General features: G+C 37.5%; 26 protein-coding genes, 2 tRNA genes and 1 pseudogene. 4 read left to right on the forward strand and 25 right to left on the reverse strand.

Annotation, left to right across the window (positions count from 1 at the left end):
• Positions 1–155: 155 nt before the first annotated feature.
• On the forward strand, positions 156–560 hold the full coding sequence (locus tag ACLFMM_RS03870; protein ID WP_410807402.1) for a pyridoxamine 5'-phosphate oxidase family protein: 405 nt from the start codon (positions 156–158) through the stop codon (positions 558–560).
• Between the two features lie 56 nt (positions 561–616).
• Here the strand turns inward: ACLFMM_RS03870 and ACLFMM_RS03875 are convergent, their stop codons facing one another.
• The 19 genes from ACLFMM_RS03875 to dph5 form a co-directional block, all read right to left on the reverse strand.
• The gene (locus tag ACLFMM_RS03875; protein ID WP_410807403.1) at positions 617–1015 is read right to left on the reverse strand and encodes a 30S ribosomal protein S6e; all 399 of its coding nucleotides are present in this window, start codon (positions 1013–1015) and stop codon (positions 617–619) included.
• Between the two features lie 52 nt (positions 1016–1067).
• A complete protein-coding gene (gene infB, locus ACLFMM_RS03880; RefSeq protein ID WP_410807404.1) occupies positions 1068–2840 on the reverse strand; it encodes a translation initiation factor IF-2 in 1773 nt (590 codons plus the stop codon).
• Positions 2841–2961: 121 nt separating this feature from the next.
• Positions 2962–3411, reverse strand: a complete 450-nt coding sequence (gene ndk / locus ACLFMM_RS03885) for a nucleoside-diphosphate kinase (RefSeq protein WP_410807405.1) — start codon at positions 3409–3411, stop codon at positions 2962–2964.
• Between the two features lie 22 nt (positions 3412–3433).
• Positions 3434–3622 (reverse strand): 50S ribosomal protein L24e, encoded by a 189-nt coding sequence (locus ACLFMM_RS03890; protein ID WP_410807406.1) that lies wholly within the window; start codon positions 3620–3622, stop codon positions 3434–3436.
• A gap of 6 nt (positions 3623–3628) precedes the next feature.
• On the reverse strand, positions 3629–3844 hold the full coding sequence (locus ACLFMM_RS03895) for a 30S ribosomal protein S28e (protein ID WP_410807407.1): 216 nt from the start codon (positions 3842–3844) through the stop codon (positions 3629–3631).
• Positions 3845–3875: 31 nt separating this feature from the next.
• Complete coding sequence (gene rpl7ae, locus ACLFMM_RS03900) at positions 3876–4229, reverse strand: 50S ribosomal protein L7Ae (protein WP_410807408.1); 354 nt, start codon at positions 4227–4229, stop codon at positions 3876–3878.
• A 138-nt stretch (positions 4230–4367) separates the two neighbouring features.
• Complete coding sequence (locus ACLFMM_RS03905) at positions 4368–5240, reverse strand: surface glycoprotein (protein ID WP_410807409.1); 873 nt, start codon at positions 5238–5240, stop codon at positions 4368–4370.
• Positions 5241–5340: 100 nt separating this feature from the next.
• A tRNA-Ile gene (locus ACLFMM_RS03910) sits at positions 5341–5415 on the reverse strand.
• Between the two features lie 16 nt (positions 5416–5431).
• Positions 5432–5507: transfer RNA gene (locus ACLFMM_RS03915), tRNA-Asn, on the reverse strand.
• A 121-nt stretch (positions 5508–5628) separates the two neighbouring features.
• Positions 5629–6642 (reverse strand): AmmeMemoRadiSam system radical SAM enzyme, encoded by a 1014-nt coding sequence (gene amrS / locus ACLFMM_RS03920; protein ID WP_410807410.1) that lies wholly within the window; start codon positions 6640–6642, stop codon positions 5629–5631.
• Positions 6643–6712: 70 nt separating this feature from the next.
• Positions 6713–7582: a hypothetical protein gene (locus tag ACLFMM_RS03925; protein WP_410807411.1), complete on the reverse strand. Its 870-nt coding sequence runs from the start codon at positions 7580–7582 to the stop codon at positions 6713–6715.
• Positions 7583–7594: 12 nt separating this feature from the next.
• Positions 7595–8461: a type IV pilin N-terminal domain-containing protein gene (locus tag ACLFMM_RS03930; protein WP_410807412.1), complete on the reverse strand. Its 867-nt coding sequence runs from the start codon at positions 8459–8461 to the stop codon at positions 7595–7597.
• A 13-nt stretch (positions 8462–8474) separates the two neighbouring features.
• Positions 8475–10436 carry a type II secretion system F family protein gene (locus tag ACLFMM_RS03935; RefSeq protein WP_410807413.1) on the reverse strand — a complete coding sequence of 654 codons (1962 nt, stop codon included), beginning with the start codon at positions 10434–10436 and terminating at the stop codon, positions 8475–8477.
• A complete protein-coding gene (locus ACLFMM_RS03940; RefSeq protein ID WP_410807414.1) occupies positions 10433–12055 on the reverse strand; it encodes a type II/IV secretion system ATPase subunit in 1623 nt (540 codons plus the stop codon). The genes ACLFMM_RS03935 and ACLFMM_RS03940 overlap by 4 nt, the downstream gene beginning before the upstream one ends.
• A 124-nt stretch (positions 12056–12179) precedes the next feature.
• Positions 12180–13076 (reverse strand): carbohydrate kinase family protein, encoded by an 897-nt coding sequence (locus ACLFMM_RS03945; protein ID WP_410807427.1) that lies wholly within the window; start codon positions 13074–13076, stop codon positions 12180–12182.
• Between the two features lie 25 nt (positions 13077–13101).
• A complete protein-coding gene (locus ACLFMM_RS03950) occupies positions 13102–13443 on the reverse strand; it encodes a DUF555 domain-containing protein (protein WP_410807415.1) in 342 nt (113 codons plus the stop codon).
• Between the two features lie 128 nt (positions 13444–13571).
• Positions 13572–13853, reverse strand: coding sequence for a DUF357 domain-containing protein (locus ACLFMM_RS03955; protein WP_410807416.1), 282 nt, complete (start codon positions 13851–13853; stop codon positions 13572–13574).
• 18 nt (positions 13854–13871) lie between these two features.
• Complete coding sequence (locus ACLFMM_RS03960) at positions 13872–15530, reverse strand: helicase HerA domain-containing protein (protein ID WP_410807417.1); 1659 nt, start codon at positions 15528–15530, stop codon at positions 13872–13874.
• A 61-nt stretch (positions 15531–15591) separates the two neighbouring features.
• Positions 15592–16389, reverse strand: a complete 798-nt coding sequence (gene dph5, locus ACLFMM_RS03965; protein WP_410807418.1) for a diphthine synthase — start codon at positions 16387–16389, stop codon at positions 15592–15594.
• 169 nt (positions 16390–16558) lie between these two features.
• Between dph5 and thsA the strand changes: the two genes are divergently transcribed.
• Complete coding sequence (gene thsA / locus ACLFMM_RS03970) at positions 16559–18205, forward strand: thermosome subunit alpha (RefSeq protein WP_410807419.1); 1647 nt, start codon at positions 16559–16561, stop codon at positions 18203–18205.
• A gap of 27 nt (positions 18206–18232) precedes the next feature.
• On the opposite strand, the gene ACLFMM_RS03975 is transcribed toward thsA, so the two are convergent.
• Genes ACLFMM_RS03975 through ACLFMM_RS03985 form a run of 3 tightly spaced genes read right to left on the reverse strand, consistent with a single transcriptional unit; the run spans position 18233 to position 20602 of the window.
• On the reverse strand, positions 18233–18814 hold the full coding sequence (locus tag ACLFMM_RS03975; protein WP_410807420.1) for a DUF2119 domain-containing protein: 582 nt from the start codon (positions 18812–18814) through the stop codon (positions 18233–18235).
• A 4-nt stretch (positions 18815–18818) separates the two neighbouring features.
• The gene (locus ACLFMM_RS03980) at positions 18819–19481 is read right to left on the reverse strand and encodes an SAM-dependent methyltransferase (protein WP_410807421.1); all 663 of its coding nucleotides are present in this window, start codon (positions 19479–19481) and stop codon (positions 18819–18821) included.
• Between the two features lie 17 nt (positions 19482–19498).
• A complete protein-coding gene (locus tag ACLFMM_RS03985) occupies positions 19499–20602 on the reverse strand; it encodes an NADH:flavin oxidoreductase (RefSeq protein WP_410807422.1) in 1104 nt (367 codons plus the stop codon).
• A gap of 139 nt (positions 20603–20741) precedes the next feature.
• On the opposite strand from ACLFMM_RS03985, the gene ACLFMM_RS03990 reads away from it, so the two are divergent.
• Together ACLFMM_RS03990 and larC are read left to right on the forward strand one after the other, a co-directional pair.
• On the forward strand, positions 20742–22511 hold the full coding sequence (locus ACLFMM_RS03990; protein WP_410807423.1) for a hypothetical protein: 1770 nt from the start codon (positions 20742–20744) through the stop codon (positions 22509–22511).
• Positions 22512–22555: 44 nt separating this feature from the next.
• Positions 22556–23044: a nickel insertion protein gene (gene larC, locus ACLFMM_RS03995; protein WP_410807424.1), complete on the forward strand. Its 489-nt coding sequence runs from the start codon at positions 22556–22558 to the stop codon at positions 23042–23044.
• A gap of 134 nt (positions 23045–23178) precedes the next feature.
• Here larC and ACLFMM_RS04000 read toward each other — a convergent pair.
• The 3 genes and pseudogenes from ACLFMM_RS04000 to ACLFMM_RS04010 form a co-directional block, all read right to left on the reverse strand.
• Positions 23179–23373 (reverse strand): annotated as a pseudogene (locus tag ACLFMM_RS04000) (transposase); the annotation flags it as partial.
• A gap of 156 nt (positions 23374–23529) precedes the next feature.
• Positions 23530–23634: a MetS family NSS transporter small subunit gene (locus ACLFMM_RS04005; RefSeq protein ID WP_410807425.1), complete on the reverse strand. Its 105-nt coding sequence runs from the start codon at positions 23632–23634 to the stop codon at positions 23530–23532.
• Positions 23635–24797: sodium-dependent transporter (locus ACLFMM_RS04010; RefSeq protein ID WP_410807426.1), on the reverse strand; the 1163-nt coding region annotated here is incomplete at its 5' end.

Genomic DNA, 24797 nt, shown 5'->3' on the forward strand with positions numbered 1-24797 from the left:
CAAAACTTAAGCAATTAAATATTATAACTTAATTAAGGATTGTTGGACAAGCTCTTTAGCCAAGGGTAGTGTCACTTTCTTTCATCAGCCTAATTAAATTAAATTAAATTCTTTTATATATATCAATAACTTAACAGATAATTGGGTGATACAACATGGTAAAACTTAATGACAAAATGAAAGAAGATTTTTCAAAAATTAAAATTTTCCCATTTGCAACAGCATCTAAAGCTGGAGTTCCGAATGTAGTCCCAATAGGGTTCTGCAAATTGATGGACGACGATACTATATGGATTGCAGACAACTATTTTGATAAAACATTGAAGAACTTGCAGGAAAACCCAAAAGCATCCATTTTTATATGGAGTACTGACACCAACGGGTGTTATCAGATAAAAGGGGATATTGAAATAAAATCCAGTGGTGATGATTATAACAAAATGTACAAGATGGTTAAAGAAATGGGCGACAAATATCCTGCAAAACATCTTGTAGTAATGAAAATAACTAATGTATATGAATGTAAATCAGGTTCTGATGCAGGAAAGAAATTGTTATAATTACAAAAAGAGTGATTTATATTTACCACTCTTAATTAATTATTTATATATTTCCATTATTCTGCAGCAGCTTCTTCGCCGCCGCTGAGAATAGTTTCAATTGATTTGTCCCCGTATTCCACAACTTTAGTATTAATCTGTACCGTATCACTGGATATTTCTCTTCCGCGGACAAACTTTCTTTTACGTACACCACTGGACTTTGGCTTATCACCTACTCCACCGGACATCAGTATTCTGTGTCTTTTTGGACCTGGCAGATCTCCTCGCATGGTAAAACCATCTTTATCATTGCCTCCGGTGATTTTCAGTGTATAACCGGGTAAACCCACCAGATCACCATCCAGTTTTTCACCTATTGATTTTCCAATGATTTTGTTTGCTTCGTTACCTGTAACATCAAATTGATATGCTTTTGTTTTTGGGTCTGAAACTACAACTTTAAAATTTGCCATTTTTGTTTTGCCTCCTTTGTTTAATTTTATTTATAACAGTTTTAAATATAAATTATTTTGCCCAGAATGGGTCGTTTTTACGTTTGATTTCCAGAAAGGCTTCAAAGGTCTCGATTTCATGTTTTTTCAATGAATTGTATAATTCCTGTTCGAGTATTTTTGCATGTTTTTCTGGTATATCAACATATAACATATCATTTTCTTTGATTTGTCGACCAACAACTGGACCTTCTATCGCAACAGCAACCTCCATACCAACCGTGACTTCACTTACATTTTCACCTTCTGATTGTATGCCTTTTATTTTTCCAATAACTGTGCCGTCGTTTTTCGCAACATTGACATTGGTTTTTATCATTCCACCATTTACTTTGACACCTACAACAGCAGGTTTGCTCTGTCTGAATACATAATCTGGTAGAATTGTAAATTTACCGGGTTTGACAATCATCTCTGAAATAGTGCTCTGGCTCAAAGCTTTCTTTTCTTCTACCCATTCTTTATAATCATCAATCAAACGGTAGATGACATCATTAACAAATAATTTTGTGTCTGAATACTGGGCTTTCTCCTTTGCATCTGGGAGAACCTTGACATTGAAACCTATGATTACAGAGTAATACCGGTCTTCAATCGCTGATACTTCGATTATATCCCGCTGTGATATATCTCCAACTTCTGCTTTTCTAATTGGTATTTTCTCTTCAGCAAGCTCATTGGCAAGCGCTTCTAGGGAACCGATAGTATCAGCTTTTATAGTCACGCCTGTACTTTCAGTCGGAATTTTTATCTCTTCAAGTTCCTTCTTAACTTCTTTAACCACATTATCTACATCATCAGTAGCAACCCTGATGGGTGATCCTGCAAGAACATTATCCAGTTCCGGTGCAGAAACCTTGACACCAGTTGCTGCAGTAACCTCATTAATCTGTCTGAATTTTTCTTCTGTTCTTATTTCAGATAGGTAGTTAGGTTTTAACAGAGCTCTGACTTTTGTTTTTATAGGTTCACCTGTGCTTCCTATAACTATGGTGTCGCCTTTTCGTAGTTTACCGTCATAAAGGATGAGGTCAATTGTAGTACCCAATCCTTTTTCTTCTTTAACTTCAAGAACAGTACCTACACCGGAACCATTAGCATCATAACTGAGGTCTGATTCTAAGAACTTTTGTGCAAGTCCTAAAAGTATCATTAAAAGGTCTGGTATCCCTTCACCCGTTGATGCACTTATAGGAACCACACCAACGTTTCGCTGGAAATCTGTTACCCTGTCATATCGGTTGGAATTGAAACCAATTTCGTAGAGTTCTCCGACGATTTCATACACTTTCTGGTCAAGTATATCCTTCACACGCTGGTTCTGATTCTTATATGTTGTTGAAAATGAAGCACCAGACATCTGGTTCCAGCCGTGTATTCTGTCCATTTTGTTTGCAGCCACCACAAAAGGAGTTTTAAATCTTTTCAATATTTCAAGACTTTCTTTTGTCTGTGGCATAAATCCTTCATTTATATCAACAATTACAATGACAAGGTCAGCAAGAGCACCACCACGGCTTCTAAGTGATGTAAATGCATGGTGTCCGGGAGTATCTATAAACAGTAATCCAGGTACAATAAATTTACTGGCAAGGTTGGAATCTCCACATTTTTTGGCTATTACATCAATGGGAACTTCAGTTGCACCGATATGCTGGGTTATAGCTCCTGCTTCTCCTGCAGTTATTGCAGTTCCACGTATTTTATCAAGCAGGGTGGTTTTACCGTGGTCCACATGCCCCATGACACTTACAATTGGAGTCCTCAAATTGGTTTCTTTATTCATTATTAAAACTCCTTTACCTAGCCTAGTACCTGGTTAAAAATCAATTATACAATATATTGTATTAACCTGCACAAATATAAATCTAAAGAAAGAAAGGGTGGGAAATAAATTAAGTCTATTTTTATTCATAGAGGCACACTTCATCAATCCTGGAATATCTGGTATATTCCGAATCATTGAAATGAAGAGCTATTTCCTTTTCAGCTGTTTCTTCTGAATCAGAAGCATGCACAATGTTTCTCCCAGTTTCAATTGCAAAATCTCCACGTATTGTTCCTGGATGAGCTTCAACAGGGTTTGTGGCACCATTCATTGAGCGCAGGATTTTTATGGCGTCCTTTCCTTCAACAATCATTGATACCGATGGACTTGAAGTGATATATTCTACCAGTGGTTCAAAGAATGGCTTGTCAGAATGTTCCTTGTAATGTTCTCTGGCGGTTTCTTCATCTATCTGGTGCATCTTCATAGCAATTATCTTTAAACCGCGTTTTTCAATCCTTGAAATGACTTCACCAATAATACCGCGCTGGACTCCATCTGGTTTAACCATAACATATGTATGTTCCATTTAAACAACACCTGCAATCAGTTCATTTTTTTTTGAGATATATACGACCCTGTTCAGTCCATATGGTACGCCTTGGGAGTCTTCCAAGTTTGTAATTGTTCTGACATTTTGATGAGCAGAAATAAAAGGATGTCCCATCCTTTCTTACGTAAAGTTTTCCAGTACCGGGTTCAAGCATTTCTCCACAAAATGAGCATTTCCTATGTTCCATTTACAATCACCTTGTTGTCAATTTTTTGGCTTCTCTTGATGTTTCCATCAATATAATTACGTCTCCAACCCGGATAGGTCCCATGCAATTGCGTGTGATTACTCGTCCTTTATCCCGTCCTTCCAGAATACGACATTGAATCTGGCTGGCTTCACCATGCATACCGGTATTACCTATCACATCAATAATCTCGGCTGCATATCCAGAATCTTCATCTGCCATTTATGATTCCCCTTTGTAAATTTTTATTTAATTATTTTAATGATTCAACTTTTTCAGAAATGTCTTTTATGATTTCGTTTCCTTTACCAGCATCTGTTATAGAAACGGAAGAACAGCCAACCTCGAGTCCACAAGCAGAACCCAGTTCTTTCTGTTGGGATACAAATATATATGGTATATTTTTCTCTTCACAAAGAGGTGGTATATGAGCAACAATTTCTTCAGGGTCTATATCTTCGGCTATTACTGCTAGTTTTGAAGTTCCCCTCTCAACTGTTTTTGTGGTTTCATTTGTACCTTTTTTGATTTTGCCTGTGTCTCTTGCTAACTCTACTGCTTCAAGTGCTTTGTTCTGTAATTCTTCTGGTACGTCAAATTTTTTCATGTTTTTATCTCCTTCAAAATTATGATCTATGTATCATAATTTTTCATTATTCATCGTTTGTTTTTTGACTATCGTTTTTTCAACAACTTAAGTGCTGGCTATGAATTGTAGCTTTTAGTTAAATATTTTACGCCAAAATCATGGTTGAGTTTGATTGGTGTTGTTCATTTCTGCATGAGGTTCAGGTTCGCTCGTAACACTCATTAAATTCCCTTCAACTACAACTTTTGTTATATTACCTTCTGTAGTAGTATTAAATTCTACCCCGCGTTCAGTACTGTTTGCCTCTAACTGGGATATGTTATCCACTGTACTGTTTGAAGGGTTTAAATAAACAATATTGCGTTGATAATCATTGTTTTCAAGTTGATTAAATCCCAGATAATACTGATCTGCAAAACCGTTAGGTACGTCCTGCACGACCTCTATTTCCGCGTCTGGATTGGTGTAACTTATGATATGGTCGAACTTGTCAGTATTATCAGATTTATCAGAAATTACGTCAATAACATTTTTGACCTTTTCTTCTTGACCCAGTATTGTAGGGTCACCTATAACATTGAAGATTCCATTGCCTCGACCCAGTAGCTGATAACCATTATACGATTCTTCGTTGTACTGGAATGCAACTATTTCAGGTGTAAATGTATGTAACTGGAACCCCTGTGAATCATTGTAACTTGTTGTGTAAGATTTTGTGATGTCTGCGTTGTACATTTCCCGAGGTGCAGTCCTATTAAGATCTATAAGATTTTCCATGGGCGTGCCTTTTATTTTTGAAACATCAAAGTACTGCGCTGATACAACACCTTTAGGCGTCAATTGTAATGCATCATCTATAGAATTAAATTCATGATTGACATGTTTTCCTGAAATTGATTCAAAACCAGGAGCATTGGTCTGATCTGTTGATTCATTGTTATCTGATTGTGTCGAACCGCTAAGTAATATACCAAATAGTGACCCAACCATGATAAAAGCCAGAAATAAAGCTATAAGTTTTTGTTTCATTAGAAAATCCCCTATAATTTTTAATTTACTATATAATTACTTGTTCAGTATTCCTACATCCCATATATAAGAGTTGTTTATCTCTTGAAAAATCATCAAATGGGCCCAACCGGATTCGAACCGGTGGTCACGCGGTTATGAGCCGAGCGCTTTAACCAGACTAAGCTATGGGCCCTGTTAAAATAGAGATTTGGCGCCGCCAACAGGACTCGAACCTGTGACAACTCGGTTAACAGCCGAGCACTCTACCAGCTAAGTTATGGCGGCTCTTCGTGTTTTCTATAAGCCTGTCGTATTGCGAACACTCCTAATGTATTACTCTAACTTAAATCTTTTGTTCTTTTAAATATTTATACTGTCGTTTGAGAAAAAAAGTTAAAAATTATTGTTAGAGTAAACCGGTAACCATCGGTATATATTCTCCACAATAAACACATGTGTTATTGTCACTTATATTGTACTGTTCAACACCCATACCTCTTTTAATTAACATTTTCCCGCAATTTGGACAAAATGTATTAACCTGTCGATGCATAACATTTCCGAGGTACACATATTTAAGACCTTCACTGGTAGCTACATCATACGCCAATTCAAGTGTTTCTATGGGTGTTGGCTGATAATCCTTCATTTTGTAAAAGGGGTGGAACCGCGAAAAATGAACAGGTGTATCATCGCCTAGATTATCAAGAACCCATCTTGAAAATTGCTGGATCTCTTCGCGCGTATCATTCAATGTTGGAATAACCAGATATGTTATTTCCACATGCATTCCAAGTTCTTTTGCAAGTTTGGTAGATTCCAGAACAGGTTGTAATTTCGCACTTGATACATCTTTATAGAATTCTTCATTAAATGCCTTTATATCTACACTGTAAGCATCAAGATAGGGTGAAATCAGTTTCAAAGCTTCAGTTGTGACATATCCGTTTGTGACATATACGGTAGACAGGTCTTTTTCTTTGGCAAGTTTTGCAGAATCATAGGTATATTCAAACCAGATGGCTGGTTCATTATAGGTCCAGGAGATACTGTCGGCACTAAAATTCAGAGCGCGGTCAATTGCCTGTTCGGGTGTGATTTCAAATGTCTGTGATTCATCAAGTTTACATTGGGCTATCATCCAGTTCTGACAGTGTTTACATTTAAAATTACATCCAATGGTTCCAAGTGAATAGGAGTATGAACCCGGATAGAAGTGGTAGAGTGGCTTCTTTTCAATCGGGTCAATGCCTTCACTGGACACAATATTGTAATTTAGAGCATAAAGTGTTCCATCCCGATTCTCTCTAACCCTGCAGAATCCCATTTTACCGGGTGCAATTTTGCATCGATGGCTGCAGATTTTACATTGTACATTGTTATTCTCAAGTTTGTCATAGAGCATGACTTCTTTATCCAATTCTAATCCCCCTATTTGATAATGGTTGGTCATTATCCTATTAAAAAGTTGAGTCTAAAAACTACATAATTTATTGTAGGTTTATTAGTGGAGTAAGACGTGCGATGAAGGTATCCTTTGTTACTGTCAGGTTAATATTGTTGCTGGTATCTGTTACTGTAAAATTTATTTTTCCTGAGCTGGATGTCAAATCATAATCATCGGTCACCAAGCCTTCAGATTTTGCAATGGTGTTGAAATATTGTTCCCATGCATCTGGATAACTGGAATTGACACTAATAGATACCTCTTTCAAATTCTGGCTTTTATTTAGCATCTGTGATGATTCAGATGTGAGTTGAATCTCCTCTATGTTGTTGCTACTTATGACATTTCTCTTCCCGTTAATGTTAATAGCGTTTATAAAAAGAGATATGTTACCATCGTTTTTCTGTATAATAATTCTGGGTGAGAGTTTCATAATAGACCTATCACCCTGTGCAATTATCAAACCCCCGTTTTCGTATTCAAAAACCTTGTCAACGTAATAGTTGTTGTTGGAGCGATAACTGATAGACCCCAGATTTGACAAATTATTATTGCTGTTATATACTTCTCCAGAACTATTATTGGCTTTAACAGTAAAACCACTATTATAATCGTTTACCGCAAGTGTACCACTTGATTTTCCGGGTGCAACAATCGGTATTTCTCCACCACCCATTTTAACAGGGACACTTATGGTAGTCTGGCTGTCAACAGCAGATAAAGGGTCGATATTGGATTTTAAATCTGACATGTCATCCAGCACATCAGTCATGTGGGAGTATTCTGCATCTGTTTTCCACTCGGGAATGTAGCTCACATTTATAATGGTGGCTACTGTAACAATAAGTCCCAGTATCAGTACTGCTGAGACGACAGTGGAAATTGCAGTGTCGGATTTCGTTATTAATTTCATGTTGGATGTGCCTCATTCTTCCTTGAAGTAGAAAGACTTAGAACTACTATCATTAAATAAGAAAATAATATTTATGTCAGATTCATTTTCATCTTTTTCGTAGTCATCTGCAAAACGTGAATTTCCTTCTTCTTGAATCTCAATATTATTATTACCATTTACATTTGCAGGTAAATCATTGTTATTAATTTTATCTGAGTTAATCCAAAATTTGTCTATATCATTACCCTTTAATTCAACATCAGTTATTGTCACATTTATTCCATCTGTAACGCTGAAATTAAAACTTAATCTATTTTTATTTCCTTGACTACCATTGGAACTACCACCAGAACTTGTTTCCACAGAATCATCAACATATTCAACATAATCCGATTGATTATCACCAGGGGGGAATGTTGGTCCTTCTATACCGCCGTCTTTATATTCCTCACTCAACAAAATACCGTTCTCAATCACAACATTTGATTTTGTATGAACAATTGTGGATTCAATATATTGATTTCCTTTGATATTCAGGTTCCACTTACTTGATGTGTTAATGGATATAAAATCACCCAGCCGCCATGTAGGTTCATTATATACTGATTCAACATCTATTTCTTCTCGTGAACCATTGAGATTTAGTATAAGTTTTATGTCTTTTGTCTCAACAACCTCTCCACCGCTGTGCCTGAGATTGATAATGTCCGAATCAACATCCACCCATCCCTCTACATCGACATGGGGCTTATCAATGGTATCAAGATATGAAAATACGAAAATCGATATTAAAGAAAAAGCAAGAACATCAATAGCTGTCATCAGTATCTCTCCTACAACTTCGGTAACTGCATCCGAGTTTTCTATAAGCGATTTAGAATTTTTTTGTATTTTCATATATATCCTCTGATTAAATGAATAAGGTAAATAACATGTAGGAAATTACAACCATTATGATGGAATGTTTTAGACCTGAATTGATACTGGCATTTCCCATCTGACCTGCTACAAGTCCTGAACAAAATCCCTGAATCATGGATGCATGGAAGAAAAGCATATGATATTCTTCAAGATTGATGTTGTTGACCATGGTCATTCCTGCAACCGAATCGCTCAAACCTGAAGGCATGGCAGGAAGGAAATGTACTGTAAGTATATAAACAATAAACAGGTATACAAAAAACGCCATGTATATGATGAAAACATAAACATACATCTCAGTGGAACGCTGGTTTTTCATTTGTTTTTGGACTTCAGCATCGTTTGCTGCAATATTTAAAACACTGGTTACATCATTTGTGGATTCGCTCGCCCTTATAATAGTAGTTACAATCTTTCGGGTCAAATCCGTACGAATTCGATACTCAAATTTTATTAGGGCCTGTTTAAGGTTGGTGCCCCAATTTATATCCTGATTCATTTTCTTTATCTCTGTATGTATAATCCCTATCTTGGACTGGGCGGTCATTGAGATTGCATCCATCAACATGATACCTGCTTCATTTATACTTGCCAGTTTTTTGAAAAATTCAGGTATCTGTTCCTCTATTTGACCAATTCTTCGAACCCTTAACTCATGGAACACTACAAACGGTATAAACATAATCAATACTGAATAAAATATATAATCATCAATATATGTAGCAATATCGATGTTAAATGTACCAAACTTTATTTGTCCTATGTTAAAATTTAATTCGTATCTGGTAAACACCTTGTCTACAAAATAAAAAAAAGCTACTGGTATAGTAACCATAAATGTATACGTAGGATTGCTGCGCATGATATATACTGGATGTCTTAGATCTTCTTTGATACGTATCAATTTATCCTGAATATTTATTTTCTTTATTAATTCTTCATCCATCTGGGTAGGGGATTTTATACGCACATCATCAAAGACATTCAATCCTTTTTCAGTTACATGGATTTCAGACATTTTTTGCTGGTCTGCTGTTATAGTATCAAGAAATATCAGAAATATCATAGTTCCAGCTGGAACTGCAATATAAATCAGTAAATACATGATAAGAATTGAACTGGGATTAAGGAGTCCAAGCACCACAAGAATAGTAATCATAAACAGTGGGGCTACAACAAAAACAGCAACATAGGCTTCAGCCAATATACCCAATGTTTCCAGAAATGTCTGCTGTTCAGTTTTGGCAATTGTACGATATTGTTCGGTTTTACTTTTTAAATATGCAGTTATATCTCCACCACTAGATAAAATTGATATCAATCCATCAACAAATTCTCTGAAATTATAGGAAGGTGAATTGGTTTTTGCATTCTGGAGGGCAGTTATCACATCATGTCCAAAAAAATCCATGTCCCGTACGATGTGCCCAAAATCTTCAGCAGCGGCGCCATAGATATGTTTGTGATAGCTGAGGGACTTGAAAATATCAATAAGTGACATCCCACCCCCGCGACTCATTGCATAAAGATAGGTAGTTACATGGATTAATGACTGGTCAATGGATGTTTTGCGGATATTCGCTTTTATTGACGGGACTGTAAGGTATAAAAAATAGGTAGTATAGAAAACAATGGAAAAAACCAATACCCCCATTAATGAAGCTGTCAATTCAACTGTATACGTTTCAATCCAGTACGGCAGTATATCTTTCAATAAGAAAATTGTTCCTGTACCTGCAAAAACCCTGAAACTTATATAAAAACCTGAAATCCCAATTACAAGGCTTACAATTAATGAATAAAAGTATGCGGATGAAACATATTGCACAACCGGAACCGGTATGTTAGCCTGGCGTAACTGGTGCTTGATATCAGTGTATTTATTCTTGTTGACTTTTTTTTCAACCAAATTGCCAAATATCCTGTAAGCGGCTACCGCTACAAAGTTCATCTTGCACCACTGTCAATATTTTTGGATATAACCCATTCAAGGTTATTATTTTCTATGCTCTCCAGTACAATTTCAGGATTTGTTGAATAGGCATGAACAACAAGAGATACGCTGATATAATCCCCCATATTGTTAATGCGCATATAATCAAGGATTCGTTTTCTGTTTTCAATTTCATTGTGAAGCTTATTTTTGCTCCACCCTCTGACCTGCATAATATTGTTCAGAGCCTGTGAGTTCATTGTACTGTAAAAACTATCATTTACAGGGTCCCAGCGGTACAATTCGTTTATCCGAATTTCTCCAGTTTTAGGGTCAATACCTGTAAATTCAACAATGCTCTGAGTTTTTCTAACTCTATTATCATTGACATAAGTCTGTTTCTGGATGGAGAGAACGTCTATTGACTTTAACATGACACGTGGTACATTTATAGGGTCATTTTCCAGCCGATTAACTACTGTCTGGGCATCACCCGCATGCATTGTGGAATAAGTGGTATGTCCAGTGGACATCGCCTGAAAAAGTGTCAGTGCTTCCCTACCACGGACTTCACCTACAAGTATATATTCAGGTCTCTGTCTCATAGCGGCTTTTAACAGTTCATACATAGATATTTCTGATGTGCCATCTTCTGTAAATGATTTTCTTGTAACACCTGCAATCCAGTTATCATGATGAAGTGTCAGTTCGCGTGTGTCTTCTATTGATATTATCTTTGCAAGTGGAGGTACGAAAAGAGATACAGCATTAAGCATTGATGTTTTACCAGAAGCTGTCCCACCTGCAAATATAGCATTTTTTCCGTTTTCGATAATCATCCAGAAATATGCCATCATTTCCAGACTACAGGTGTTAAACCTTATAAGGTCTATAGGTGTCAATGGGTTGCTTCTAAACCTTCGTATGCTGAATGAACTTCCACGGGTTGTTACTTCTTTACCAAGTGTTGCCTGAAGCCTAGAACCATCGCTCATGGTGGCATCTACAAGTGGTTCCCCTATTGATATCTGTTTGCCGCTTTTTTGACAGAGTTTAATAACAAGAGAATTCAATCTTTCTTCGTTAAAAGTGATATTTGTCATTATATTGCGATATTTTATGTGGTACAGATAAACAGGAACATTAACACCATCGCATGATATGTCTTCGATATAAGGATCAAGCATCAATGGATTGATACTTTCGTACCCAAGAAAATTTCTTTTTAAGTAATAGATTATTTTGTGTATAGACGCTGTATCAATTGATTTATGGTATCGATAAAGAAGGGATAATGTATTATCGATAAGGATATTTTCTTTATTTTCTTCAAAATCTGTATTCTCAAGTACTAGAATATCCTGGAGGTCTTCATGGATTTTTTCCAGCAGATATTTTTCATATTCATAGAGTGATGGTTCTACCACGTTGTAATATTTCATCCAGCAGTCTTTAATAACGCTGACAAATACATAGGGCTGCTCAATCCAGTATCTTTCAACTTCTGTATGTTCTCCTGGAATTTCATAATCCACAAGTGGACCATGGACCACAGGATCATATTTTGGCAGAGAATTCTGTCTTTTTTGACGGAACTTCAATTTTGAAACCAGATTTTTTATAGGATTGCTCTCCATCACTACTACCTTCAATATATAATTATATTTAGGATTTGTATAAAATATTACGGTATACTATTTAAATATATTTAAACCAAGGGTAAAAAAGCAATTTCGAAGGAAACGTAAAAATCAGAGAAGGTTAGCCTGAAATATTCAGATTATAGTATTTTCTACATCGTCTGTCTACATCATCCCAATTAGGCAGGTTTGTCTGGCATCCTGCTTTTTCTACTATAAATGAGGCTACAGTTGAACCAATTTTTCCGCAGTCTTCAAGTGAAAATCCTCTTGTGTATGCAAGCAAAAACCCCGCACGATATCCATCACCAGCACCTGTAGGGTCAACAGCATTGACAGGTATTGCTGGAATTGAATAGTCTATACCATCAGTATAGATTTTGCTACCTTCGGCATCATAGGTTATTATGATAATATCAATAACATCCCTTAGATGTTCAAACGACCAGTTTACCATATTACAAACCCTTTTGACCTCATGTTTGTTTGCAAACATAATGTTTGTATTATTGAGTATAGTCTCAAGAAGCTCGGGTGTATAGGTTACAAGATCCTGTCCGGGGTCAAAAGACACAAATTTGGATTTTTGTGCTACTTTAGAATTAAAAACGGGTTCAGATGTTGCAAGGTGCACAAAATCCAGTGATGGGGGATCTATATTTTTTAAACGTGCTGATGGACCCCAGTGAAAATAGGTACACTGGTTATGTTTCTGGTCTGTAAATACAAATGCTTTGGTGCTTTTTTCATCATCCATCCGGTAAAGACGGGATAAATCTACACCTATTGAATTTAAATAATCTTCGTATCCGCTGCTTTTGAAGTCATCACCTACCCCAGATACAAGCTGGCATTTTCCACCAAGTATTGCAATAGTAGCTACAATATTTGCAGCACCCCCACCGTATGAAACTTCATAATTGATTATAGGATAGGATTCATTTGGACCTGCTATTTTTTCAACATTGAACAGATAATCAAGAGCTGTATGACCCACAATGGATATGATATCTGGCATTGGGTCTGGTCTCCTTTCTCTGTATTTACTCAAATTCTTCGACCTCTACAACCTTGAGGGGGACATCGCGTAATGTCCGACCTACAACAGATTTGGCGATCCTTGATGCATGTTCTTCACTTTCGGCATCAAACACCTTCATGTCAAGGACAAGTCCAACAATTGCAGTATCAGCCGCCAGAAATACACTGCTGAACGGCTCTTCACATGCAGGACATGCGGTTGTTCCTACATCAACTTCTACAAAATCCAGTTTCGGATTCAAACGTTTTCCTGCTTCAGATATCGCTACCCCGATTGCATCATCGGCGGTTTTTACGTCTCTCACCAACCAAGCGGCTTCAAGTGTTACATGATAATTTGGCATTCTTCTTCTTCTCTCCCTACATTTCTTGTGAATATATTCTGATAGTTTCAGATTTAATTTTCCTTATTAATTAATCGGTTTATTAATTTTTGATAACTATTAATAGGTTCCGCTCTTTTTCAGCAGGTTTATATGGCAAATAACTCACCGTCATCGACGATAAATACACCAAGCCGTGCACCGGCATCAAGCCATGCATGACCATAACTGAAACATGCAAGAGCATTAACAGGGTCGTTCACTTTGACAAAATGTACCCCATCATCATAATACGCTTTTGCCATTGTATAAAAGTCGCTGGCAGCTACATACATATGCGATTTATCAAGAGGAACAAATTCTGCTTTTTCAAGTGCTTTTTTCAACAACCTCTGATACCGGTCAACTTTTTCATTTAAATCAGTTTCCAAGCACAACCTCCATGACCTTTATTTATTGGCTCCAAAGATTTTTTTGAACAAACCACCTTTATTTTCTGAGTTTTGTTCTGATGGTTCAGGTTGTTTTGAGGGTGGCATAGAACCGGATGCATCGATTTTAGTTTCTGATGATTCTGCTGTACTTTTCTTTGGCGGAACATTTGATTTTTGTTTAGCTTCTTTTGTTTTTTGTGTCTTGTGTTTTCCTTTTAATACATTAACGGATTTACCACCATGCTGTGATTTTCTTACCCTTATATCAACAAGTATGGGTTTTTCTATATCGGTACTTACGAGCATGGCTACACCCTGTGGAAGTCGTATCAATTCGTCCTCAACATAGGAATTGACACCTTCCAGACCTTTGCTAATAGATTTGAGGTCATTGGGATTTGTAACCTTCATGATTATCTGTGTTCCGCACTGGGAAAGTACATTTTTATCCACGCGTGCAGGTCTCTGGGATATAACCATCATACCAAGACCGAATTTACGACCCTCGGATGCAATGTTTCGAAGCACTTCTGAACTCTGGGATTTGCTGAATCCTTTTTCAGGAGCAAAATTATGCGCCTCTTCAATAACCAGCATACCGGGTGGAACATTGTCCATCTTTCTGGCTTCAAACAGTGAACTGCATACTTCTGCAACAATCATACGTTGAAGGTCAGGGGATACACCTTTTAAATCAATGACAGATGCCTTTCCTTTTTGCAGAAGGTCTTCAATTGGAGTAGGTGTGGTTGAAAGAATTTCTGAATCACGTATGTTCTCAAGCAGGCTTATAACATTCCATTTGGCTTTACTTTTGTCATTACCGACTTCAAAAATGATATCATCAATGGTGTAGGAGTCCATTTCTGCTTTGAGTTTCTGTATGGCTTCATAAAGAATCCCTACATGTGTACTGGTATAACTGTCAGGGAATATTGATGTCAATTCTTTGACAGTGAGATTGTTCCCATTCAATCTGAAAGCTTCATCAGCGATTGGGTTTATTGCTCTATTCGCTGGTGTGTAGATGGTTATATTGGATCCGTATCCTTTTGGAGATACATTATATTTATTAAGATCATCCTGTTTTTCAGACCCCGGGTCTTTAAGAGATGCATATTCACTGTGAGGGTCTATAATAAGAAGTGGTACATTATTATCCAGTAACTCTTCCAGAACCACACCTGATGTATACGACTTACCACTACCGGTTTTTGCAAGTATACTGCAATGTCTCTGGACAAGGCTGTTGACACTTAAATTCACAGGGATGTCGGTGCCTTCTAATAACCCTATGTTCATATCCTTTTTTCCGGATAAACCGAGAACACTGTTTATCAGTTCATTGTCTGCTTTATATATGGGGTCACCCGGGCTAAACGGTATTGTAGGTGCGCGGAGCAGTCCAGAGTTATCTCTATTACCTATAACAGTTGCTTCAGCTACGATATTATCTCCGCTTTTATCTTTACGTAAACCGTTTTTCGCTTCTTTGAGTGTGTATTTTTCACTGTATCGTTTGATCAATATTACCTGTGCAAGAACCCAGCCATCGGATTCGTGCCAGGCTTTTACATACTCTCCCCTGTGCACGGGAGCGCTTTCTGATACCAGGAACTTGAATTCAAGTGTCCCGGTTTCTCCAAATATAACACCTACTGAACCACGTAACATGTTTGGTCTCTTTAAAATAATATTTTTGCAGGTTTATATTAATTAAGTGTTATATAGTTTTTCAGGTTTGTTCCAGAATTTGTTCTGGACCATCCGCCAGTTTAACCAGTGCTTCAGCTTCTATGAAATGCAGGGGTCCGGGAATTACGATTATGTGCAGCGGTTCACCAAAATCAAAACCGATCAGTGACCTGATATAATCCGCTTTTATAGAGGGATTGTCTGAACCAGCTCGTGCTATTCCGATTGAAACCTTATCTTCTATAAAATTGTTCCCGCGATTTTTATCAATTTCCTGCAATATTTCAAGCCCTTTATTAATGGTCATGTACCCCTTTTCCATATCAATATCAAGATAAACAAGTGTATGTAGTCCCTGTTCAAAATTGGATTTTATGGTATCGTAGGGAGCTTCAGAAATAATTTTTTTTCCTCTGCTTGTGGTATAGGAGAATGGTATTGTTGTGGATTTACCGAAGCGATAATTCTGCAATCCGGATAATCCACAAACAGCAGATGCAATAGATGCACCATGGACAACTGATGTCTTGATGCCTTTATCGATTGCACGGATCCTCAGGTCGACATGAGTGGTTGCGACCATGGTATCTCCACCTGTTAAAAATACAATATCCTTATCCAGTGCTTCATCTATCCAATCGGGATATTGTTCAACGTCTTCTCTTTTGAGAATGTGTACTTTTTTTCCATACAGTTTTTCCATATTCTCAATGGTCGTGCCAAAAAGATGTGATGTGTAAAATTCCAGATACACTTTATCAGCATTTTTAATGGTTTCCAGTCCTTTTACAGAAATATCATATTCATCGTAGAGTCCTAATCCTATAAATGTAAGCATGAATCGTTATTTTGATGGTTCACAAATTAAAGTTTTTGTATAGACCTCTTGGTTGTATTGTATTATATCACAATGTTTTTATAGAACCCTTAACAGTAGATTTTATCCATAGATATATATTGTAGATTCTATTATATTTATCAAATTTATTTTAAGGAGGACAAAATCAATGGCAGGACAACAATATAGTCAGCCGATGTATATAAACCCTAATAAACAGAGGTCATCAGGTAGAGATGCGTTATCAATGAATATTAACGCTGCAAAAGCAGTCGCGAATGTGGTAAGGTCAACCCTTGGTCCAAAGGGAATGGACAAGATGCTTGTAAATTCTGTTGGAGATATCATTTTAACAAATGACGGTGCTACCATTCTTGATGAAATGGATATTGAACATCCAACCGCAAAAATGATTGTTGAAGTTTCAAGTACACAGGATAATGTCGCAGGAGATGGAACTACGAGTGCTGTTGTAATTACAGGAGAACTCATGGATAAAGCCGAAGAAATGGTTCATAAGGGAGTCCATCCGACAATAATTGCTAAAGGTTACAAGATGGCAGCTTACAAAGCACAGGAAATCCTTGAAAACTATGCGATAACCACAACCAAAGGAGATAGAGAAGTACTTGAAAAAATTGCCAAGACATCTATAACAGGTAAAGCTTCTGAATCCTATGGGGATTATTTGCCAAAAATCTGTGTTGACGCGGTTACAGCAATTGAAGACAACGGCGAAGTAAATGTTGAAGGTAATATACTGATCACCCAGGAAGTTGGTGGAAAAGCCAGTGATACAGAACTTATCAGTGGAATCATGCTGAATAAAGGTCGGCTCCATTCCAACATGCCTAAAAAGATACAGAATGCAAAAATAGCTCTTGTGAATGCACCAATTGAGGTCGAAAAAACACATATCGATTCAAAAGTGCAGATAAGTTCACCAGATGAAATGTCAGCATGCACTGACAGAGAAGAATCTCAGCTTAAAGAAATGGCGGAATCTGTAATATCAAGTGGTGCAGACGCAATATTCTGTTCCAAAGGGCTTGATGACAGAGCAGTCCACTATCTGCAAAAGAATGGGATTTTTGCTGCACGCAGAGTAGGCAGTTCAGAAATGAAGAGCCTTTCACATGCTACAGGTGCCCGCCTTGTGCAGGATGTAAATGAACTCGAAGAAACTGATTTAGGTACCGCAGGACTTGTAGAACAGGAAGGGGAATTTGATAATACCAAAACTTACATCAAGGGTTGCCCAAACAAAATTGTAACAATCATAATCCATGGTGGCACAGAACACGTCACTGACAATATTGAACGAGCCATTGATGATGCACTTAAAGTTATAAAAGCAGTAGTCGAAGACGGCAAAATTGTACCTGGTGGCGGAGCTTCTGAAATTGAAGTTGCGCTTGGACTGCGTGATTATGCAGTGTCAATAGGAGGACGCCAGCAACTGGCTATTTCCGCTTTTGCGGATGCTGTAGAATCAATACCTAAATCCCTTGCAACCAATGCAGGATTTGATTCCATAGATTCACTTTTGGAACTTCGCACAAAACACAGCAGTATTGAAAATGCCGGCATCAACCTGAACACCGGTGAAACTATAGACATGTACAAGAGTAACATTGTGGACCCCCTTAGAGTTAAAACACAGGCTATCAAATCTGCATCAGAAGCAGCAGTAATGGTACTGCGTATCGATGATGTCCTGAGGTCGCAGAAACAGTCCATGCCAGATGTAAAACCTGAACACAATGTTAATACATATGAGGGAATGACTCCACCCCAAATGCCGGGTCGCAGATAAACCTGTATCAATTGGTTTGTAATACTATTACAAACCATAAAATTTTTTGTAATTTTCAATTGCCTTTTCTGCCTGTTTAGGGTATCTTTTTCTTAAGAATATGATGAATTCATCCCGTGATTTACACTCTTTAACTGTGTTAATTATTTTTTCGGCAAAACTTCTTGATTTTTCATCCGACTTTTTAATTTCAAAGGACAAACACAGTGCTTCTTTTGAGAAATAATTACGCCGAATATAGGGAGCAACTGAGCCGAGCAGTACATTGTTATCAAGTATGCTGTATGCCGGTATTCCTATTCTGTTTATCCTGTTATTGTCTGTTAGATTTGTAAAATTGTCACCTGAATAAGAATGCAGTTCAACATAGATACTTGGTTGATACTTTACAATAGTGTAAATTATAGTCATTCCCTGATGTTTATAATAATTTTCGTCAAGTGTTGATACATATTTTCCGCTATTTACTACTGGTATAGTTATCAATGTACCATGTTCAGGAGGGTTAATATTGTACAGTATATCAGAAGTATCTCGCCACTCGTCACCATGTAACCCTGCAACAAAAAGACGAACAGGATTACCATGTCCATAAACATTTACAGTCATAGAATCAATTATCTGATTTTTGAGCAATTATATATATTTCCTGTTTGTCAGGTTCCAGAACATCAAGGACCATCAACCCCATATCTTCCAGTTTTTCAAGTACATCTTTTCTTGTCTCAATATCTTTTGTTTTGATTACCTGTAATAACCTGCCATTGTTTTTCAATAAAGGTAGAACCCTTTCAAGTACCCTGACAGAATCCATGGGCTCAAGGGTCAGGTCACTTAGAATAACGTCAACTTTCTTGCCGGATAATTTATCCAGGGGTATCGTGAATATATTCCCGATAATAAAGGATACATTATTCTCTTCAGATAATACTTTTTCCAGTTCCGGTTCAAAATCACGGCTGAATTCTATACCTCTGATATATGATGCAATACCTGAAGCATATAACAGAAAACCACCTGCACTTGAGCCGAGGTCAAGAACATAATCACGTTTATGAATTAATCCTGTTTTCTCCTGTATGGACTGGAGTTTAAAATAACCCTGCGGTCTATCAAGTCCTTCCTCGACTTCAATTTTATTTTCAGGTTTTACATCCCTGGACGCTTTTCTAACAGTTATGCCGTCGATTTTTACCTTCCCACTGTTAATTGCCGTTTTTGAGCGTCCTCTGGATTTAAAATATCCCTTTTCAACAAGATATGCATCTAGTCTCATGTCCTTTAGTTCAGGTGTTATATAGTAGGTATATCTTTTGCAAAGTAGTTACATTTTATACCAGTAGAATCGAAGCAGAGGTTACAGGAAACACATCGAGCTGCTTCGCTTTCTCCCTTTTTAAGTTTAACTACAAGGTCAGGTTCACATATAAAAGGACGGCTCATGGAAATCATATCTGCATTATCAGCACTGATTAATTTTTCCATAATATATTTGGACCTGACACCACCAACAAGGATTACCGGTATATTTACAGCGTTTTTAATCAGTTTTGCATTTTTCTTGAAATATGCTTCCTTTTCTATAGAATCAATGTTTTGCTGTGACATTAGATGGGTTTCAAAAATCCCGCCACTGACTTCGATAGCATTAACTCCACTTTTTTCCAGTATTTTTGCAATTTGGATTGTATCTTTTATATCAAGACCTGATTTATCAGAACCAGAACCAAATCCATCGGTACTGTTTAATTTTACAGTTATAGGATAATCCATATCAAAAAGCATACCACGGATACGTTTGATAATTTCTACAATAATCCTTGTTCGGTTTTCGATTGAACCACCCCATTTATCAGATCTTTGGTTGGTGTAAGGTGATATGAAATTACTCAACAAAAATCCGTGTGCACAGTGTAGCTGAACACCATCAAAACCTGCAGCTCTGGCTCGCCTTGCAGCATTGGCAAAATCCTCTATTGTCTGGAGAATCTGTGGTTCAGTCATCTCAGCAGGTGTTATACCGGTCGCTTCATCGGTTACAGCAGATGGTGCAAGAGCCGAGTTATTATCAGAAACCATCGATTGCCGTCCACCGTGAACTATCTGAAGCATTATTTTGCTATTATATCTGTGCACCCGGGAAACTAAATGACTATATGGGTCTATAAAATCGTCTGTATAGATTCCCTGCTGATTGTGTGCACTTTTTCCTCTAGGGTTCACATACGAATAACCAGTAATTATAAGTCCGACTTCATTTCTGGCAAGATTCTCATATATATCTCCCAGTTTTTGAGTGGGTTTTCCGTTGCCTTCTGCAAGCCATTCATGGGTTGCTGAACGGACGAAACGGTTTTGTATTTCAAGGTTTGATATTTTTATAGGATCAAATAACATGGTAGTATCTGATTATTTGTAAATTTATAATTCTTTTTATACAAATCAGGACATACTTGCTAGATAAATTGGGATAGTTATATATTAAATAAATTCATATTTATTAATGGATTTTATAATCATACAAAGGGGGAATTATTTGGAGAAAGAAGCCTATGCAGCATCATTAGCTGCTATATCCAATATAAACAATATCACAAACGACAGAATTGAAGCACTGACAAAAAGCCATGGAATGACTAATATTGCAGCCATAAGTGCTGCAAATGCTATAGCTACAGAAGTACTCCGTGGAGTAAACATAATGCTGACTGATGAAAACATCGGTCAGTTGCAAGTAAACGATGTGTTGAGAAAAGGTGTTGAAACTGCGAAAGAGGCAGGGGCTGACGGTGCAAATGCCGCACTGTTTGCTGCTACGATATGTTATTTTGCAGGTTCAAATGCTCAGGCAGGTGTTCCAGCAGGTAACAGAAAACTCGGTGGACTGGCACGTATGATAGCAGGAGTGGACAGGTCGGGAGTAGCCGCGATTCCCACACCAAAATCAAACAATAAGGTTTCAGGCTTTGCTGCTGTACAGGCAATATATAATGAATTGGTAGAGGGAAACCTGACAAAAGTCGATGGAAGACAATTACCACTTGGAGTTGCCGGTGGACCTCTTTATGGTCATAGTCACCTTGGAGAAGATATAAGCTATCCGGAAATATCATCCAGAGGTGCTGAAATCGGTACAAAGGCTATGATGGACGCTCAGGCAGGAGCAGGAATGTCTCCAAACGGCATCATATCTGCAATACTCGGAGTAGCTGCTACCCTTGAAATAGTTCATCCAGATGCTGGTCTCGGTGAGGAGTACGGCGAATCTTTCAAGTTTAAAAGTGCCAATCTTGCAGGAAAACACGCAGCCAAAGTTGCTGGATTACCTGAAAAACTCCACATCAGAGGTACCGGTGAAGAATATGATACCGCGCAGCTTGTAGGTGATCTAGGAGTTATAATGAAGGATATCGGTGCTCCATCAGTAATCGGAATGATGTCTTTTGAAGAAATGCTTTCAGCCTTTGAAGAAGGTGTTTCTGGTTTCTCCGGTGGTCCTATAATGCCGCCACTGGGACATATAACGGCTGATTTAGTTATTGCTCTACGTGCTCTGATATCAAATAACGGTGATATCTCCAAATCAGCTGATATACTCAGAGATATTAAAAAGACACAGTGGTTAGAACCAGAACTGGCGGCAACAGGTACCAATACAATTGCAAGAAAGGTAGAACAGGTTCGTCGTGGTCCAATTACTGAGATAATGATTACCGCAACTGAAGGGATGCGTGCAAACCTTGTGCATACTATCGCTCACAGGTCTTATGAAGGGTTAAAATCCGGCAAATCACTCAAAGAAATCGTTAGCGAAATGGATGAAGAAAGAAAAGAATTTGTGGAGAAAAGCTGTGCACAGATGCTTGGTTCAATGACAGGGCATGAACTTGAAATCAAAATAACCAAATTGACCGGTGGGTGCCGGCGGGATATTCCCTTTGTAAAAGAATATTACGGATTTGATACTGACGCTGACGTAGAACTTGTAGTTGACGGTAAAAAGATTAACCTGTCTGGTCTGGCACAGAATGTCATTCCTGATGCCATATTTAACCAAAAACAGGATTTATTGGATGTTTTACCATTTGCTACCATTCCCATATCAGAACTCCAACTCTCCGGTCATACGATACTTTATATCACAGTACCGGCGGCAGTAGCTGCAGCAATGAACCTTATGGATCCAAAAGAAGCAGCCAAACAATCCGAAAACGCGGCGTCATGCACAGCAGCCATACCGGGTGCAAAACCCAAAGCCAAAGAAGTAGCAGAGCTTGCTGTACGAATTACTAACGATATGGTATAAATCTGCCATATCTTTATTTTTTAGGAGGATAAAAGTTGCTTTTAATGACGAATGTAGATAGTATTTCATGTGACCAGGTCCCGTACATTATTGATGAATTGTACAATAAATCCGCAAAAAACGTCCATGTAGTTCCTGCATTTACAAAAAAGGGCCGTCAGGAATATGTTTTTTTTATCGACGTACCTGAAGGTCATATGGAAAATATAGCAGAATTCATGGCACTTGAGACCGGTACTCTGGGTTTAAGAAAAATAAAAACCGAACATTATGTCTTTGATCATTATATACAGAATGTAAACCTGTCATTTGAAGACGATGAGGGCAAATCACTATGGAATGGAAGTATAGATGCTAAAATTGTTAAAAATAAACAGGGGGTACCACTTTCTGCAAGAGCTGAATTTGAACAACTTAAATCAGTCACTGACGATATTAAACAAAATGGGATTAATATAAGCATATATGAATTTAAAGAAATGGTTGAGCAAAAAGCACTCCAAGAAATTAAAAACTCTAACAAATTTGAATAAGTGAACTACCGCTGAGCTAAACAGGCTGTCCAACAATCCTTAATTAAGTTAGAATATTTAATTGCTTAAGTTTTGTAGATTTTTGTTATTCTACAATACAATGATTGATTTTCAATCAATCATTTGTATTATCCAGAATTTATCCATATTTTCCTTAGATTAACAGCAGCACAAACCAGATTAAATTCAGTTTTTACAGAATTTAACCCTCTTGTAATAAATTCTGTGAATCTCAAATTCTGCTTGTAATTTCCGATAGCAGGTTCAACAGTATGTTTCCTTTGTTCAAATATTACCTTTGCTTGTTCAGTTTTCATCTTATCTCTCAGATGATTGGATGAAAGCCATGTTAATAAATTAACTAATCTATCATTTATATTTATTTGCCTTATAGATAAAAATAAATTGACAGTAGTCCAGAATTGTCGGACAGTCTGTAAAGACATCGGGGTTTTCTTTACCTTTATAAAAAAAAGAAAAGATGGTTAAATCTGTCTTTTCTTCATTGCAATCCTTAGAAAATAAAACAGTCCTCCGTAAAGGACTACAAATCCAAAGATTGCCATTATTATGCTTTCTGTTGACAGCAATTATACCACATCCTTTCTAACTGATGTCAGTATAGCAGCCAAAACCATTCCTCCCAGCATTACAACCACACCGAGTGCTGCAGCCATTATGTCTCCACCATAGGGAGCCTGTAGGTTCGAAATTGTCTCTTGTATTATCAAAACCGACAATACCACCGGTACAAGGATTTTTATACTAAAGTTCCACCATTTACCGGCTCTTATATCGGAATATTCGTTTGCCCATTCTCTGATTTTGTCTGCTCCGAATATCCAGCCGATTGCCACAGCTTCAAGTACTCCAACAACCAGAAGTCCATAAACATTGATGAAATGGTCTATGATGTCCAGCCAGTAAAGACCACCACGAGTAGCGTAAATAAGACTTCCTGCAAAAGCTATACCGACTGTTATATTTACCGCCTTTTTTCTGCTGATTTCAAATTTATCCATTATTGCCGAGGAAAATGCTTCTACAAGAGATATCAGCGATGATAAACCTGCAACAGCTATACATACAAAGAATACAGCTGCTGTAGCAACTTTAAGCCCTAGCAACAGACTTAGAGCTTCTGGGAATACAACAAACGCAAGTCCGATACTGTCTGCAACCACTTCTTCAATACCCACTCCTTTAGCATGAGCCATGTATCCCAGCGTTCCAAACACTGCAAAACCTATCAGGAAACTGAAAGCTGCATTTGCCAGTGTGACAATGAACGTATTGTTGACAATATCGCTCTTTTTTGGTAAATAACTGGAGTAAGCTATCATTATAGCCATACCAGGGCTGAGCGAATAGAAAATTTGTCCAAAAGCGGCAAGCCAGACATCAAGGTTTAAGATGGCTCCAAAATCAGGTTTAAGATACCAGTCTATTCCGTTAAGTGCTCCCGGTAAAGTCAATGCTCTTGCTAGCAGGACAATTACAAGTACCCAGATAAGAGGTATAAAAAATTTGTTAGCTCTTTCAATCCCTTTCTGAACACCTTTAATTTCAATCAACCAGGTAATAAACCAGACTGCTAACAGACTTATCAAAATTTCAATCGGGAAAACACCGAGTTCCCAGGGTGAACCGGTTCTCTGCAATACAGAACTTATGAAATAAGTTCCAGTATCAGCAGCATTTGTCCATGCGAGAGTAAAAGATTTCTGGGTATAAAGCAGTGCCGCACTCCTAA

This window comes from Methanohalobium sp. (genome assembly GCF_046546175.1).
Lineage (GTDB): Archaea > Halobacteriota > Methanosarcinia > Methanosarcinales > Methanosarcinaceae > Methanohalobium.